Raw genomic sequence first — 17,446 nt, forward strand, 5'->3', positions numbered from 1 at the left:
GTTGACAAGGAGCAGCGATGCTGACGAGACGACGTCCCGGGATCGACGTACCGGCAATCCTGCGGCTGATGGAGGTGGGTGACTACCTGCTGCCGTACACGATCCGGGCGGTCTGCCTGCTGCGGGTGGCCGACCGGCTCGCCGACGGGCCGTTGCCCGCCGCCGAACTGGCCCGGGTCTGTGCCGCCCACGAACCGTCGCTGACCAAGGCGTTGCGGTACCTGGCCACCCGGGACCTGTTCGCGGAGGTCACGCCGGGCGAGTTCGGCCTCACCCCGATGGCCGACCTGCTGCGCACCGACCACCCGTACTCGGCCCGGGACATCTTCCTCTCCCCCGTGGTGTGCACCCGGGCCATGGAAGGACTGGACCACACCCTGCGGACCGGCGAGGGCGCGTTCGACGCGGTGCACGGCGTCGGCATGTGGGACCACTTCGGTCAGCACCCCGGCGACGGGGAAGCCTTCGACAAGGTGATGAGCGGCGTCACCGGCATGGAGCTGATGGCGATCCTGCGCGCCTCGGACTGGTCGCGCTTCGGCACGGTGGTGGACGTCGGCGGCGGCAACGGCCGGTTCCTCGGCGACCTGCTGGCCCGCTTTCCCCGGATGCGGGGGGTGCTGTTCGACCTGCCCGGTGTGGTGGCGAACGCGCCGGAGACGTTCGCCGCAGCCGGCGTCGCCGACCGGGCCCGGGTGGTGCCGGGCAGCTTCCTCACCGACGACATCCCCACCGGCGGCGACGCGTACGTGCTCAAGCGGATCCTCTACAGCTGGAGCGACGAGGAGGCGACCGGCGTACTGCGGCGCATCCGGACCGCCATGTCCCCGCAGGGCCGGGTCTTCATCCTCGAGGCCGGGCGGCAGTCCGAGGCCGACAGCACACCGCTGGCCCGCCGGATGGACATGCTGATGCTGACGCTCAGCGCGGGCGGCGCGCGCAGCCTCGACGAACAACGGGCCCTGCTGGCCGGGGCCGGACTGGAGCTGGTCGAGGCGACCCCGACACCGATGTTCCCGGTGATCGAGGCCCGCCCGGCATGACCGGGCTGCTGTCCTGGCTGGACGACCCGCGCGCCGACCGGGGCATCCGGTTCTCCCGTCCGGACGGCGGTTGGCAGCGGTGGCCGTACGCCCGGCTGGCCCGGCTGGCCCGGGTGCATGCCGCCGGCCTCGCCGCGCGGGGGGTACGCCCCGGCGACGTGGTGGGGATCGTGCTGCCCACCGGCCCGGGGTTCGTCGGCACCCTGTTCGGCACGCTGCTGGCCGGCGCGACGGCATCGCCGCTCGCGCCGGCCGCCACCTTCGGCGACCCCGACCGGTACGCCGAACATCTGGCCGCCGCCCTGGCGGCGATGCGGCCCCGGCTGGTCGTGGTCGACGGCGCGCCCACCCCGACGCTCGCCCACGCGGCGGCCCGCGCCGGGGTGCCCACCGTCGACGTCGCGGAGCTGCCCGGTGAGCAACCGCGAGGCGCCGAGGCGGCGGTACCGGCCCGGCTGGCGCTGCTGCAGTTCACCTCGGGCACCACCGGTACGGTGCGCGGGGTACGGGTGCCCTACCCGGCGTTGGAGGCCAACGTCGCGGCCATCCGGGACTGGCTGGCGATGACGCCGGACGACCCCACCGCGTCCTGGCTGCCGGTGCACCACGACATGGGTCTGGTGGGTTGCCTGCTGGCGCCCATCGTCACCGGCGCCGACCTGTGGCTGCTCTCCCCGGCGGAGTTCGTCCGCCGACCCACCCGCTTCCTGGAGTGCTTCGGCCGGCACGGCGCCCGGCTGACCGCGATGCCCGGCTTCGGCCTGGCGCACGTGGTGCGCCGGGTCCGCGCCGAGCAGCTGGCCGGGCTGGACTTCCGCCGGTGGCGGGCGGTCATCGTCGGCGCCGAGCGGATCCAGCCCTCCACCCTGGCGGATTTCGCCGGGCTGCTCGCTCCGTACGGGCTGCGCCGGGAGGCGCTGCTGCCCGCGTACGGGCTGGCGGAGGCGACGCTGGCGGTCAGTGGGCTGCCGCTCGGCACCGGATGGCGACAGGCGCCCGGGCCGGACGGCGTGCCGGTGGTCGGTTGCGGCCATCCGCTGGCCGGCACCGGGGTGACGGTCGTCGGCGACGACGCCCGGCCGGTCGACGACGGCGTGGTCGGGGAGATCCTGGTCAGCGGGGCCGGGGTGACCGACGGCTACGCCGGCGGACCGGTGTTCGACGACGGCAGGGTCCGTACCGGCGACGCCGGTTTTGTGCGCGACGGCGAACTGTTCGTGCTGGGCCGTCTCGGCGACAGCCTGAAGGTGCACGGCCGGACGGTCTTCGCCGAGGACCTCGACGCGATGCTCGGCGCGGCCCTGGGCGCACCGCCCGGCCGGCTGGCCACCGTGCTCGGCCTGCGGTCCGGCCACCCGACTGTGGTGGTCCACCTGGAACATCCCCGCCCGGAGTGGCTGCCCCGGATCCCCGCCCTGGTGAGACCGCTGGTGCCGGAGGCGACGGTGCACGTCGTGCCGGTACCGGCGGGCACCGTACCCCGCACCACCAGCGGCAAGCCGAAGCGTCGCCTGCTGTGGCGCCGGCACCTCGCCGCTGCGGCGCCGACCGACGTCACGGCAGGCCGAGGCTCCGGATGACGCCGGCCAGCACCTTCGTCCGGTGCGGCACCAGGTAGAAGTGGTCGCCGTCGAATACGGTGAGGTCGAACGCCGCCCGGGTGTACCCCGCCCAGGCGGCCACCTCGTCCACCGCCGCCTCGGTGTCCACGTCACCGACCAGCGCGGAGATCGGCGTGACCAGCTGATCGCCCGCCACCGGCCGGTAGCTCTCGATCAGCTGGTAGTCCGCCCGCAGCGTCGGCAGCACCGCCGCCCGCAGCTGCGGATTGTCCAACGCCGCCGGATCGGTGCCGCCCAGCCTGCGCAGCTCCGCCCAGAGGACGTCGTCGGGGCCGAGGTGCTTGATGCCCGGCCGGTGGTGGCACGGCGCCGGACGACCCGAGACGAACAGGTGCGCCAGCGGCCCGCCCTGCCGCCGCTCCAACCGGCGGGCCACCTCGTACGCGACCGCGGCACCCATGCTGTGGCCGAACAGGGCGACCGGGAGGTCCCGCCGGGGGGCGAGCACCTCGGTGATCATGTCGGCGAGCAGGGCCATGGCGGTCAGCGGCGGTTCGCCGATGCGGTCCAGCCGGCCCGGGTACTGCACCGCCAGCAGCTCGACGCCGTCTGGCAGTTCCCGCGCCCAGCTGCGGTAGAACGGCGCGCTGCCGGTGGCGTGCGGAAAGCAGACCAGCCGTACCGTGGCCGCCGGCCGGGGGCGGTAGCAGCGCAGCCACCGGCGGGCGGTGGTGTCGACTCCGTTCACCCGGCCACCCCCACGCCGCCGCTCACCACCGGTTGCGGTGGGTTCGGCGGCAGCGCGGTGATGTCGGTCGCCGCGGCCTCACCGGCCGCCGCCAGGGCCGCCAGGTCGTCGGCCGCCAGCATCCGGGGCGGCTCGGCGCTGACCAGCTCCGGCGGACCGAGGATCAGCGTCAGCTCCTGCCAGAGCTGGCACAACGTCAGGTGGTACTGGCCCTGCCGCAGCGGGTCCTCGCCCCGCTCCACGGTGTCCCGCAGGGTCCACAGGGCCCGGCGGACCCCCTGCGGCCAGGTGGTGCCGAAGACGGTGTCGTAGTGCGGGACCTCGGCCGGTCCGAGGGTGACCGCGCTGGGGATGCTGGTGTCGCGGCTGGCGGCGAAGTGCGGGTCGGCGCCGATCCCGGCGACCTCCCGGGGGAAGTCGGGCCGGGCGGTCCAGACCGTCGGGCCGTGCGTGCCGACCAGGGTGAGGTTGCCGGCCTCGGTGCCGATGGTGATCCGGTGCATCAGGTGGGCGTAGTTGTCGGGGTCGGCCGGGTCCATCTGGTTCTGCACCCGCAGCGTGACCGGCACCCCGGCCAGTACTCCGTCCAGACTGCGGAACGGCAAATCCAGGCCGGTCGCCGTGGTGACCGACGTGGGCAGCGCCGGCAGCTCGGTGAACCGCCACGGCCGGAGGCCGCCGAGGGCCTGGCCGAGCAGGTCCAGCAGCGAGTACGCCAGCTGGAATCCGCAGGCCACGTCGAGGTAGCGCGGTGGCTGGCGGCGCAGCAGCTCGCCGGCCGCGCCGAGGAACCGGCGTACCGGCGTGATGTGCCGGTAGAACGGGTTGAGCTGGTACACCACCTTGTGCCGGCGGGCCTGCCGCAGGCAGCGGGCCAGCTCGTCGTGGTGCAGCGGGTGCTCCTGCAACACGTGCACGCCGCGCGCCATCAGCTCCATCGCCAGCTCGGAGCCCCGGCCACCGAGCAGACCGCCACGGATGACGACGCAGGCGACGTCGATGTCGTCGGGCAACTGCTCGACGGCCGTATACAGCTGCACCCCGTAGTGCGCGGCGCAGGCTCGGGAGCGGTCGCTGCCGCCGGCGAGGACGCCGGCGAGCTGGAAGCTCGGGTCCGCGTTGCGGAAGGACTCCAGGTAGACCTGGCCGAAGCGGGTGCCGCAGACGACCACCCGGGTGGGTCGGTTCAAATCACGTCCTCCTCGTAGCGGTCGACGGCGGCGACGTCCGCCACCACGGAGGCGAGCAGCACCCCCGGTGCCGCCGCCAGCTCGGTGAAGGTGGCGACCGGGTCGAGCACCTCGGCGGCGTGCCAGACGCCCGGCGGCACCGCGCCGGCCAGCACGGCCCGGACGGTCAACGCGGCCACCGTGCCGGTGAGATCGCTGGCCCCGGTGCCGTGCACCACGGCGGTGCGCTCGCCGCGCGACCCCGCCAGGGTGACCACCAGATTCTGGTACGGCCGCTGCCCGAACAGGTCCAGCTCCGCGGCCCGGCGCAGCCGCTCGCCGGCCTGACGCAGATCCGCGTCGCCGGTCTGGCGCGGGCCCGCGTCCTCGGGCCGGGGTGCGGCGCGCAGCGCGGTCAGCACCCGCTCGCCGGCGAAGACCGAGTACCAGTCGACCCGGCGCAGCCCCAACGCGGCGGCGACCCGGGCGGTCTCCGTGCCCAGGTAGGGCTGGGCGGTGACCGGCTCGGGAAACGACGGCACGGCCACCTCGTCGACCGGGCTCAGCGCGCGCTGCACCACCCGACCGTCCCGCCAGGCGGCGGCGGGCCAGCCGAAACTCTCGTCGGCCGCGACGTAGTCGACGGCCGCGGTCAGGGTGAACCGGTCCCGCCCGCCGACGTACCCGGTCAGCCGCTCGCCGTCGGGCAGGTGCGCGGCGAGCAGCCGGGGCAGCAGCCCGGACAGCCCCGGCATCATCCCCGCCGACACCACCGCGACCCGCGAGCCACCGCCGATGGCCGCCACGACCGAGGCGTACAGCGCGTCGTCGCCGGCCGCGTCCACGTAGTCGGCGTCGGCCGCGTCGCACGCCCGGGCCACCCGGTCGGCCAGGTCGACGGCCGGGCCGGCGCAGTTGAGCACCACCCGGGCGCCGGCGCAGAACCGGGCCAGGCCCGCCGGATCGTGGGCGTCGACGGCCACCCCGTCGACCCCGTCGATCTGCGGCCGACGTCGCGCGCCGGCCCGCAGCGGACCGACGCCCCAGGATCGCAGCAGATCCAGGGCTACCCGACCGACCGCGCCGGACGCACCGAGCACGGCGACGACCGTCACCGGGCCGGCTCCGGGTCGAGCGCCGCCAACGCCGCGCCGCCCGCTGCCCCCAGCACCGTGCGGTGGTCCCCGGCGACGTCGACGGTGCGGACGTCACCCAGGCACAGGTCGGCCCAGAACTCCAGCGCCTGCTCGTCGTAGGGCACCTCGCCGGTGGGCCGCAGCACGGTGAGGTCACCGGCGTACAGGGTCGGCTCGTGCCGGACCGTCGCGGACAGCCGCGCGCCGAAGCCCTCGTCGGGTTCCCCGCCGCCGGTCTCCACCCGGTACGCGGCAGCGGCGTCATCGGCGCTCGCCGGCCGCCACGGCGACACCAGCACCAGGGCGTCGACCTGCCCACCGGCCTCGGTCAGCGAGCGGGCCACCTCAAGGGCGAGGGTCGCGCCGAGGCCGTGCCCGACCAGCCGGACCGCCGGGTGACCGGCGGCGGTGATCAGCCGGGCCTGCTCGGCGGCGACCCGGGGCAGGTCGTCGGTCGCGTCCGTGGCCAGCCCCAGCACGGGACCGTTCACCGCGAGCGCCGGCACCAGCGCCGCGTACCCGTCGACCGTGGCGGCGCAGCCCGACACCAGCACCCACGGGGTACCGGGGACTCCCTCGTGCAGCACGGACAGCCCACCGGTGGTGGCCGGTGTGGCCGCACCGACCGGCGACGCCACGACCGGCGCGGCCGACTCCGCCTCGACGTGCGCGGCGAGCGCGGCGACCGTGGGCTGCTCCAGCACCTGACGCAGCAACTGGTCGAAGAAGAGCCCGGCCGCCTGCGGGATCTCCTCCAGGATCCGGCCGGTGATCTGGGCCGCGACCAGGGAGTCACCGCCGAGTTCGAAGAGGTTCTCGTCCCGACCCACCCGGGGCACCCGCAGCGCCTGCGCCCACACCGCCGCGATCCGCCGTTCCAGATCACTGCCGGCCGCGGGTGACGCGGCGGACGCCGTCGCTCCCCGGCGGGGCAGCCGGCGCCGCAGCGCCGCCCGGTCGACCTTGCCGTTGGCGTTGAGCGGGAAGGCGTCCACGACCTGCACCACCGCCGGGACCATGTACTGCGGCAGCCGCAGGGCCAGGTGTTCGGTGAGGTCGTCGCGGGAGATCGGCAGCCGGTCGGTCTTGAACCGGGCGGCCAGCACGCACATGCCCAGCTCGGCGATGAAGTCGTCCGGTTCGGGCAGGCACAGCGGCTGCGCCGCTCCCGCCGCGCCCAGCACCGCCAACCAGGACCGGCGGTCGAGGAACACCTGCTCGGTGCCCTGACGCAGGTCGGTGAAGTCGGCGGTGGCCTCGTCCACCCGGACCAGCAGCTCCAGCGAGGTCATGATCTGGTAGTGGTCGCGGGTCATCTCGCAGGCCACCAACCAGCCCTGCGGGGCGAGCACCTCGCGCAGCCGCTCCAGCGCCCGGCCGATGTCGGCGCTGGCGTGCAGCACGTCGCCGGCCACGATCACGTCGAAGGAGTTCGGGGCCAGGCCCTGCGCGGTGAGGTCCCGGTCGATGTCGACCGCCTGCAGCCGCAGGCCGGGCCGCTCACCGAAGCGGGTCCGCAGCTCGTTGACGAAGAACGGGGAAAGGTCGGTGGCCAGGTAGTCCACCTCGTGACCGGCCAGCGCGGCGAGCACCGCGGCGGTGGTGCCGCCGGCCCCCGCGCCGACCTCCAGCACCCGCAGCGCACCGGGCTCGATGCGCTGCTCGGCGATCCGGCGTACCAGGGTCGCCGCGGCCTCGTTGGCCCACCGGTTGAACAGGGTCCGCTCGTAGAGCCCCTGCGAGACGTCCACCCGGCCCTGCGGGAACAGCAGCGCCAGCGGGTCGTCCTCGCCGCGCAGCAGGGCGGGCAGCTGTGCGGTGCTGTTCCGGAAGTAGTCGAGCAGCTCCCGGTCCTCGGCGTCGGCGAGCTGCTCGACACCGCGCCAGCCGGTGGTGCTGTCCGCCGCCGCGCCCGCCGCGGTCAACCCGTACCGGCCGGAGTCGTCCCGGTCGAGCAGTCCCGCACCGGTCAGCGCCCGCAGCCAGCGCCGCACCAACCGGTGGTGGCGCGGGGCCACCCGGGCGGTGTCGAGCAGCTCGGCCAGCAGGTGCCGCTGGTCGCCGCTGGCGAAGAGGCCGGCCGCGCGGAACGCGTCGAGCATCGCCGGCAGCGCCACGTCGTCCAGCCCGTGGGCGTACGCCAGGTAGCGGTCCCGGTCGACGCCGGTGAGCGTGGCGTCGGCGTCGGCGCACGCGGCGTCGCCGAGCTGCCGGGCGACCACCGCGTCGTGCTCCGCCTGCGCCGTGCTGACCGCCCGGCCGGCCGGCTCGACGAACGCGGCCAGCCGACGCTCCAGCGGGGTGTCCCCGTCGACCACCACGACCGCGCCGGCCACCCCGGGGTGGGCACCCAGGGCCGCCTCGATCTCGGCCAGCTCGATCCGATAACCGCGGATCTTGACCTGAAGGTCCTCCCGACCGAGGAACTCGATGGTGCCGTCCGGCAGATACCGGCCGAGGTCACCGGTGCGGTACAGCACCTCGCCGGACTCCGGATGCACGACGAACCGCTCGGCGGTGCGCTCGCTGTCGTTGAGGTAGCCCAACGCCAGCCCGGCGCCGCCGATGTACAGCTCACCGCCGACCAGGTCCGGACGCGGTCGCAGCGCCGCGTCGAGCACGTGGAAGCTCTGGTTGGTCAGCGGGCGACCGTACGGGATGCTGCGCCACTGCGGGTCGACCTGCTCGATCGGGTACCAGATCGACCAGATCGACGCCTCGGTCGCCCCACCCAGGCTGACCACCCGCAGCCCGGGTACCCGGGCCCGGATCGCCTCGGGCAGGGCCACCGGGATCCAGTCGCCGGAGAGCATGGCCAGCCGCAACCCGTCCGGGGGTGCCCCGGCGGCGGTGAGCAGGTAGTCGTGCAGCATCTGCAGTTGGGCGGGCACGGAGTTCCACACCGTCACCGCGTACCCGGCGACCAGCTCGGCCCAGTGCGACGGGTCGCCGCGGCGCTCCGGGTCGGGCACGACCACCGCGCCGCCGACGGACAGCGGGCCGAAGATGTCGTAGACCGACAGGTCGAAGCCGAGGTTGGACAGGCCGAGCACCCGGTCCTCGGGACCGACGGCGAAGCGGTCGTTGATGTCGAGCACGGTGTTCAACGCGCCCCGGTGACTGATCATCACGCCCTTGGGCGTGCCGGTCGAGCCGGAGGTGTGGATGACGTACGCCAACTCCTCCGGGTCGCCGGAGCCCTCGACCGGGTGCGGCTCCCCCTCGGCGAGCAGATCGACGGCGAGCAACCGCAACCCCCCGGCCCAGCCCTGCTGGTCCACCCGGGACTGGGTGAGCACGCAGCGGACCCCGGCGTTGTCCAGGATGACGCGACGCCGGGCGGCCGGCGACGAGGTGTCCACCGGCACGTAGACACAGCCGGCGAGCAGCGCGCCCAGCACCGCGACGACCTGCTCCCAGCCCCGGTCCATGACCACCGCGACCAGCTCCTGCCGGCGGCAGCCGGCCGCGGTCAGCGCCTCGGCCACCCCGGCGGCCCGGCCCAGCAGCTCGCTGTAGCTGAGCGTACGGTCGGCGGCGATGACCGCCGGCCGGTCGGGGGTGCTCAACGCCTGCAGCACCACCCGGTCGTGCAGCATCCCGGCGGGCAGGGCGGAGTCCGTCCGGTTGGCCTCGGCCCGGCGCTCCATCGCCGCCTGCGGCGGCTCCGGGAGCCCGGTACGGGTCCACGCCGCGTCGTCGGCGGCCAGCCGGTGCAGCAGCGCGTCGTACGCGGCGAACATGTCGTCGACCACCCCGGATGGGAACACCTCCTCCCGCACGTCCCAGTTGGACACCAGGCCGCCGTCGCGCTCGATGTTCTGGCAGTCGATCCAGACCTGCGGGGTCTGACTGATCCCGTAACCCAGCTCCCCGAGCGGTGCGCCGTCGGCGGCGGCGCCGGCCGAGGTGATGCCGATCGCGCTGGTGAACACCACCGGGAACAGTGCCGCCTCGGCGCCCTGCCGGCGGGCGATCTCCCGCATCACCTCGATGCCGCTGAACGTACGGTGGTCCAGGTCCTCCCAGAGCTGCACCTGAAGATCCCGGGCCCGCTCGTCGAAGCGGCGGGTCGGGTCGGCGTCCACGGCCAGCAAATCCACCGAGGTGAAGTCGCCGACCAGCGCGTTGACCTGCTCGTGCAGCGGCGCCCGGTTGAGCAGCGTGATGTCCAGGGTGAACCGGGTTCGGCGGCTCCACGCGGCGATCGTGTCGGCGTACGCGGCCAGCACCGCACCGGACGGGCTGACGCCGTGCCGACCGGCGCGCTGCCGCAGCCCCTCCCAGACCTGCGACGACAGCCGGGTCTCCCAGCGGCGGAACCGCCCCTCGCTGTCGGCCGGGCGGGCCACCGTCGGCAGCTCCGGCGCGGCGGGCAGGTCGTCGACGCGCGCCAGCCACCACTGCCGGTCCCGCTCGTGGCGAGGGCTGTCCCGCACCGCCCGTTCGGCGAGTTGGTAGTCGCGGAAGGTGACCTCCAGCGGCGGCAACGGCTCGTCCGGCCGGTGGTAGAGCCGGTGCAGTTCGTCGAGCACCACCTGGACGCTGATGAAGTCGGCGATCAGGAAGTCGATCGACACGTGCAGCACGGCCCGGGTGTCGGCCAGGGTGATCCGGGCGGCGAACAGCGGCCACCGGTCGGGGGTGTGCACCAGATGGTCCATCTCCGCGCGGACCGCACCGACCCCGGCCTCGACCACCGCGTCGGGACGGCCGGTCAGGTCGATCACCGGTAGTTCGAAGGGTGGCACCTGCGGCAGGACCCGCTGCGCGCCGTCGGCCTCCACCACCGCGCGGAGCATGTCGTGCCGCTCGATCAGCGCCCGCCACGCGGCCGTCATCCGATCCGGATCGAGCGCCGGGTAGACCAGCTCGCCGTAGCCGTGGCAGGCGACGCCGCCGTAGGCGAACGTCTCCCCCCGGCCGAGCAGGTACGCCGCCTGCACGTCGGTGACCGGAAACGGATCGTGCCGATGCGCCGGGTCGGGTACCAGGGCGACGCCGCCACCGTTGTCGAGGTGGGCGACGATCTCGTCGCGGCGGGCGCGCAGCGCCTCCCGGCGGGTCGGCGTCATCGCTCCCTGCGGTGCGCGAAAGCGCAGCTGGCCGGCCTCCAACCAGACCCGCACCCCCGCGCTCTCCAACTCGGCGAGCAGGTCACCGGCGGACGACTGACTCATATGATGCCCTCCTCGAAGTCACCGGGATCCACCGCGCCGCGGTGGGTGTCGAAGACGTCTGCCAACTGCGCCACGGTCGGCGCCAGGAACAGCTGCCGCAGCGACAGTTCGATCCCGTGGCGCAGCCGCAGCGTCTCCACCAGCCGGGTGGCCAGCAGGCTGTCCCCGCCGAGGGCGAAGAAGCTCTGGTTACGGCCGATCCGGTCGCAGTCGAGCACCTCGGACCAGATTTCGGCGACGAGCTTCTCGCTGTCCCCGCGCGGGCTCTCGTCGGCTCTCTCGTCGGGCTCGGCGGTCACCTGGGCGGTCAACGCCCGGCGGTCCACCTTGCCGTTGGCGGTCAGCGGCAGGTCCACCACGCCGACCACCCGCTCCGGAACCATGTAGCTGGGCAGCCGTTGTGCCAGGAAGCCGAGCAGCGCCAGGTCGTCTACCTGCTCGTCGTCGGCCACGACGGCCAGCGCGAGCCGACGGTGCGCACCCTCGCCGACGGTGAGCGCGACGGCCCCGGCCACCCCCGGGTGCGCCTGCGCCGCCGCCTCGATCTCCCCCAGCTCGATCCGGTGTCCACGGATCTTGACCTGGAAGTCGACCCGACCGAGGAATTCCAGCGTGCCGTCGGGCCAGTACCGGCCGAGGTCGCCGGTGCGGTACCACCGCTGTCCGTCCACGGTGACGAACTGTCGGGCGGTGGTCTCCGGGTCCCCCCGGTAGCCGCGGGCCACCCCGACGCCGCCGATCCACAGCTCACCGGGCACCCAGTCGGGACAGTCCCGGCCACGTGGATCGACCACCCGGTAGCGCTGGTTGCGCAGCGGCCGGCCGTAGGGCACCGACCGCCAGTGCGCGGGTACCTCGTCGACCTCGCAGGCGTTGGACCAGATCGCCGCCTCGGTGGCGCCGCCGAGAGCCACGAACCGGGCCTGCGGGCACCGGTCACGCAACCGACCGGGTAGGTCCAGCCCGACCCAGTCACCGGAGAGCAGCACCAGGCGCAGCCCGTCGGGCAGTCCCTCGGCCTCGGCCGCGACCAGCAGCATGTCCAGCAGCGCCGGCACGGAGTTCCAGACGGTGACACCGCCGCGCCGGGCCGCCGCGGCCCAGCTGCGGGCCTCTCGCCGGTCGGTGTCGGCGACGCAGACCAGCGCGCCGCCCGCGCCGAGCAGCCCGAATATGTCGTACACGGACAGGTCGAAGTCGAGCGCCGAGACCGCGAGGACCCGGTCGGCGGGGCCCACCCCGTAACGGGTGGTGATGTCGTCGACGGTGTTCAGCGCCGCCCGGTGGGTGATCTCGACGCCCTTCGGCTCGCCGGTGGAGCCCGAGGTGAAGATGACGTAGGCCAGCTGGTCCGGGTCGAGATCTACGGGCGCCGGCAGCGGGGCGGCGGTGCTGTCCGGCGCGACGACCGGATGCGCCGTGGCCAGATCGGCGCGCGCCAGCACGACCCGCGCCCCGGCGCGGGCGTAGATGCGGTCGCGCCGTTCGGCCGGCTGGTCGACACCGACCGGCACGTAGTGCCCGCCCACGGCGAGCACGCCGAGCACGGCGGCGATCTGGTCGACGCCACGGGGCAGGGTCACCGCGACCGCGTCACCGGGGTGGACGCCGTGCGCGCTCAGCGCCGCGCCGATGCGCAGCGCCCGGGAGGCGAGGTCGCCGTAGCCGACCGTCTCGCCCTCGGCGGTGATCACCGCCGGTGCGTCCGGCGTGGCGGCGGCGTGGGCGAAGAAGCCGGTGTGCAGCAGCCCGGGCGGCAGCGGCCCGGCGGTGTCGTTGACCGCGTCACGGGTGCGCCGTTGCGCCGCCGACAGCGGCGGTGGCGCGGCGGCGGACCAGTCCGCCGTGGTCAGCCAACGCAGCAGCTCGCGGTACGCGTCGAACATCGCGTCGAGCAGCCCGGCCGGGAAGAGTTCCTCGACCGAGTCCCAGTTGTAGACCAGACCGCCGTCGCGCTCCATCACCTGGTTGTCGAGCCACACCTGCGGGGTCTGCGAGATGCCCCAGACCAGCTCGCCGAAGGGGAAGGACATCTCGCTCATGCCCCCGGCGACGCCGAGCGCGCTGGTGAACACGACGGGCATGCTCACCGTGCCGCCCTGCTGGCGGCGGGCGAGTTCACGCAGCACCCACAGCGCGGACGCCGAGTCGTGGGCCATCCCCTCCCAGACCTGCTCCTGGGTACGCCGGACCAGGTCCAGCCAGCTGTCGCCCGCCCCGGCCCGGTACGCGACCAGCAGCAACGAGGTGAAGTCACCGAGGATGTGGTTGATGTCGGGGTGCACGTCGCGCCGGTTGAACAGGGTGAAGTTGACGGTCAGTTCGCCGCGTCCGCTCCACGCCGAGAGCACCTCGGCGAAGGCGGCGGCCAGGACGCTGGCCGGGGTCACCCCGTGCCGGCGGGCCTGCTCGGTCAGCCGACGCCACTGCGTGGGATCGAGCCGGTCCTCCCGACGGTGGAAGCGCGGGGCGATGACGGTGGCCGGGTCCACGGCCAGTGGCAGCGGTGGACCGGGGGGCAGGCTGTCCAGCCGGTCCCGCCAGTACTGCTGGTCGGCGGCGACGAGCTGCGGGTCGGCGGGGGCGGCGAGCAGGTAGTCGCGGAAGGTCACCCCGACGGGGCGCAGCGCCGCCGCCGGGTCCCGGTAGAGCGCGGTCAGCTCGTCGAAGAAGATCACGATGCTGAGCGCGTCGAGCACGATGTAGTCGAAGCTGAAGCCGATCCGTGCCCGGCCGTCCGCGTACCGCACCGCGCCGATCTCCAGCAGCGGCCACCGGCCCGGATCGGGGATCCGGTGGGACATCCGCTCGCGCAGCTCGCCCAGTGCCTCGTCGCCACCGGCGCGTACCGCGATCCGGAACCGGTCGGTCTCGGCCAGCACCCGCTGGTCGCCGTTGTCGTCGAAGACCGCGCGCAGCATGTCGTGTCGGGCGACGAGCAGGTTGACGGCGTCCTCCAGCCGGTCGAGGTCGACGTCGGTCCCGTCGAACTCCCAGTACCAGTGCGAGCCGACGCCGCCCAGCGCGAAGTCGCTGCTGCGCCCCAACCAGTACGCCCGCTGCACGTCGGTAGGGGGGAACGGCGCGTACCGGTTCGCCGGGTCCGGGCGCAGTACCGCGGCGGCGGGCCGATCCCGGCCGGCGCGGCGCAGGGTGGCGGCGAAGTCGGCCAGCACCGGGGTGGCGAAGAGTTGCCGCAGGTTGGCTCCGTCCAGTCCGGCCTCGGCGAGCAGCGCCATCGACCGGGTGGCGACCAGGCTGTCCCCGCCGGCGGCGAAGAAGCTCTGCCGCCGGCCCACCGCCGGCACGTCGAGCAGCTGCGCCCAGATCCGGGCTACGTCGCGCTCGATGTCGCCGACCGGCGTCTCGATCTCCTCCGGTCCGGGCCGGGCCGCCTGGACGAGGCCGACCACCGCCCGCCGGTCGATCTTCGCGTTGGCGGACAACGGCAGCTGGTCGGTGAGCACCAGCTGATCCGGAACCATGTACCCGGGCACCTGCCCGGCCAGCCAGTCACGTAGTGCCTCCGGGTCCACCTCGGTCGCGGCGGTCACGGCGGCGGCCAGCCGTCGGGGCGTACCGAGGGCCACCGCCACGGCCCGGCGGACCGCCGGGTGGCGTTCCAGGGCGGTCTCGATCTCGCCCAACTCGATCCGGTGCCCCCGGATCTTGACCTGGGCGTCGGCCCGGCCCAGGAACTCGACCACGCCCTGCGGGTGGTAGCGGGCCAGGTCACCGGTGCGGTACCAGCGCACCCCGTCGATCTCGCGGAACTGTGCGGCGGTGCGCTCGGGGTCACCGCGGTAGCCATCGGCCACCGATGCCCCGCCGATCCACAGTTCACCGGGAACCCAGTCCGGCCGGTCCCGGCCGGCGGGATCCACCACGCGCATGAGCTGGTTGGCCAGGGGCACGCCGTACGGCACCGAACGCCAGGTGGCGGGCACCGGCACCGGCACCACCTGCAGGGTGGAGTGGATCGCGGTCTCGGTGGTGCCGCCCAGCGCCACCAGCGTCGCGCCGGTGGCCTGCGCGTCCAGCCGGGCGGCCAGGTCGAGCCCGACCCAGTCGCCACCGAGCAGCGCCAGCCGCAGCGGCAGGTCCGCGTCGTCGCCCGCGCTCAGCAGCATGTCCAGCAGTGCCGGCACGGACTGCCAGACGCTGACCCGGTGCCGGCGTACCAGCTCCCGCCAGCGACCGGCGTCGCGCCGCTCGTCCTCGGCGACGCAGACCACCGCGCCGCCGACACCGAGCAGACCGAAGATGTCGTACACCGACAGGTCGAAGTCGAGGGCCGACACCGCGAGAACCCGGTCGGTGGGGCCGACCCCGAACCGCCGGTCGATGTCGTCGATGGTGTTGACCGCCGCCCGGTGCGGCACCTGCACCCCTTTCGGCTCGCCGGTGGAGCCGGAGGTGAACAGCAGGTAGGCCGGTTCGTCGTCGGCACCGTCGACCGGGGTGACCGGCGGGAACGACCGGTCCGCCACGTCCACCACGCACAGCCCGGTGGGTAGCTCGGGAGGCGGGTCACCGACCACCACGTGCCGCACCCCGGCCACCGCGTGGATCCGGGCCCGCCGGGCGGCCGGCTGGTCGACCCCGACGGGGACGTACACCCCGCCGGCCCGCAGCACGCCCAGTACGGCGACGACCTGTTCGGGACCCTTCTCGACGGTGACCGCGACCGCGTCGCCCCGGCGTACCCCGCCCGCGACCAGTGCGCCGGCGAGCCGGTCGGCCCGGTCGGCGAGTTCGCCGTAGCTGAGTCGCCCGTCGGCCCCCCAGAGCAGCGCCGGGCGGTCCGGCTCGGTGCGGGCCAGGGCGAAGAAGTCCTCGTGCAGCCGGCGACGGCGGACCGGACGGGCGGTGTCGTTGGCCGTCGCCCGGATCTGCCGGGTCGGCTGCGGCAGCAGCTCCGGCGGGCTCGCGGTCCAGTCCGCGTCGTCGTCCAGCAGCCAATCGAGAACCGTGAGGTACGCCTCGAACATCTGCGCGACCAGGCCGGGCGGGAAGAGTTCCTCGACGCAGTCCCAGTTGACGAACAGGCCGTGTTCACGCTCGGTGACCTGGACGTCCAGCCACACCTGCGGGGTCTGCGACATCGTCCAGCCGGGTGTGCCGAAGCTGTCGCGCACCTCGGCGTCGAACAGCTCGCCCAGGCTGAGCGCGCTGGTGAACACCACCGGAGCGCCGACCGGTGTGCCGCCACGCTGGCGGGTCACGTCACGCAGCACGTCCACTCCGGTGTAGCCGGGGTGGGCGGCGTCGGCGCGCAGGCGCTCCTGCACCGTCCGGGCGAACTCCACGAAGTCGCGCTCGGTGCCGGTGTCGACCTCCAGCAGCAGCAGGTTGGTGAAGTCACCGACCAGGTGCGCGACGTCGGGATGGACCGGCTGGCGGTCGTAGAGGGGCAGGTTCAGCAGGAAGCGCCCGGTGGCGCTCCAGCGGCCGAGCACCTGCCCGAAGGCGGCCAGGAACAGCACCGGCAGGGTCAGTCCGTGCGACCGGGCCCGCCGGGTCAACCGCTCGACCTGCCCGGCGGGAACCCAGTGGTGGTGCCGGACCACCCGCTGGCCGCTGACCTGCTGCGGGTCGACCGCCAGTGGCAGCTCCGGCGGGCCGGGCAGCTCGGGCAGCCGCGCCTGCCAGTAGGCCCGGTCGGCCTCGCGCTCGTCGTCGCGCCGGGTGCGCAGGGTCGCCAGGTAGGTCGGGTAGTCCAACCCGATCGGAGGCAACTCGACGCCGGGGTTCCGGTAGTGCCGGGCCAGCTCCGACATCAGGATGCGGAAGCTGTGTGCGTCGGCCACCAGCATCTCGATGTGTACGTGAGCGCGGGTGCCGCCGCCGGGCAGCAGCGACAGCTGCACGTCGAAGACCTCGCCCCGGGACACGTCCAGCCGCCGGTGCGACAGTTGGTCGCGCAGCCGCAGCAGCGTCCGTTCGGCCGTCTCCGGATCGTCGTCGCGCAGGTCGTGCACGGTGAGGCCGGGCCAGGGGCTGTCGGCCAGGATCTGCTGCCGGCCGTCGTCGTCGAAGCGGGCGCGCAGCATCCCGTGCCGGCGCAACAGCGCACGGACGGCGGCCTCCAGTCGGGCCGGGTCCACCGCGGTGCCGTCGAACTCGTTGTAGAAGTGGGCGCCGACGCCTCCGAGGGCCTGGCCGTCACCCCGGCCGACCCAGTACGCGTGCTGCATGGGTGCCAGGTCGAACGGTTCGGTGCCGTCGACGACGGCCAGGGTTGGTTCGTCCACCGCCGCCGCCCCGCGGGGCACCCGGTCGACCACCAGCTGCCACCAGTCGTCGAGGGTGCGGCCCTCGATCAGCTCCGCGAAGCTCACCGTCACGCCCCGCTGGTGCCAGCGGCCGACCAGCCGCATCACGCCGATCGAGTCGAGACCGAGTTGGAGGAGGTCGGCGTCGTCCGCGACGGTGCCGGGTGGTTCGCCGAGGACCGCCGCGATGTCGTCGCGCATGCCGTCCCGGGTGAAGGGTCGCGTGTGTTCGGCCTCAACGCCCAATCTGGGTCTCCCCTGTCCGACGGAGCTCTCGCGTCGCTACCACACGACGGGTCTGTGCCGACGCCAAGGTAACAAGCGGGCTCGGAT

The 17,446-nt window shown here is 74.2% G+C and carries 7 protein-coding genes; 2 read left to right on the forward strand and 5 right to left on the reverse strand.

Going from position 1 to position 17,446, the window contains the following annotated elements; translation table 11 throughout:
• Positions 1-17 precede the first annotated feature (17 nt).
• The gene (locus BMY89_RS12190) at positions 18-1,043 is read left to right on the forward strand and encodes a methyltransferase (RefSeq protein WP_092379679.1); all 1,026 of its coding nucleotides are present in this window, start codon (positions 18-20) and stop codon (positions 1,041-1,043) included.
• Complete coding sequence (locus BMY89_RS12195; protein WP_092379682.1) at positions 1,040-2,623, forward strand: AMP-binding protein; 1,584 nt, start codon at positions 1,040-1,042, stop codon at positions 2,621-2,623. Before BMY89_RS12190 ends, BMY89_RS12195 begins: the two co-directional genes overlap by 4 nt.
• Here BMY89_RS12195 and BMY89_RS12200 read toward each other — a convergent pair.
• From BMY89_RS12200 to BMY89_RS12220, 5 genes are read right to left on the reverse strand one after another with little or no spacing between them, the layout of a single operon-like run.
• Positions 2,598-3,353, reverse strand: coding sequence for a thioesterase II family protein (locus tag BMY89_RS12200; protein WP_092379686.1), 756 nt, complete (start codon positions 3,351-3,353; stop codon positions 2,598-2,600). The genes BMY89_RS12195 and BMY89_RS12200 overlap by 26 nt on opposite strands.
• A complete protein-coding gene (locus BMY89_RS12205; protein ID WP_092379689.1) occupies positions 3,350-4,543 on the reverse strand; it encodes a Gfo/Idh/MocA family oxidoreductase in 1,194 nt (397 codons plus the stop codon). The genes BMY89_RS12200 and BMY89_RS12205 overlap by 4 nt, the downstream gene beginning before the upstream one ends.
• Positions 4,540-5,637 carry a saccharopine dehydrogenase family protein gene (locus BMY89_RS12210; protein ID WP_092379692.1) on the reverse strand — a complete coding sequence of 366 codons (1,098 nt, stop codon included), beginning with the start codon at positions 5,635-5,637 and terminating at the stop codon, positions 4,540-4,542. Before BMY89_RS12210 ends, BMY89_RS12205 begins: the two co-directional genes overlap by 4 nt.
• Positions 5,634-10,838, reverse strand: coding sequence for a non-ribosomal peptide synthetase (locus BMY89_RS12215; protein ID WP_092379694.1), 5,205 nt, complete (start codon positions 10,836-10,838; stop codon positions 5,634-5,636). Before BMY89_RS12215 ends, BMY89_RS12210 begins: the two co-directional genes overlap by 4 nt.
• Positions 10,835-17,314 (reverse strand): non-ribosomal peptide synthetase, encoded by a 6,480-nt coding sequence (locus tag BMY89_RS12220; RefSeq protein WP_175510356.1) that lies wholly within the window; start codon positions 17,312-17,314, stop codon positions 10,835-10,837. Before BMY89_RS12220 ends, BMY89_RS12215 begins: the two co-directional genes overlap by 4 nt.
• Positions 17,315-17,446 lie beyond the last annotated feature (132 nt).

This window comes from Micromonospora phaseoli, assembly GCF_900109115.1.
GTDB classification, from domain to species: domain Bacteria; phylum Actinomycetota; class Actinomycetes; order Mycobacteriales; family Micromonosporaceae; genus Micromonospora; species Micromonospora phaseoli.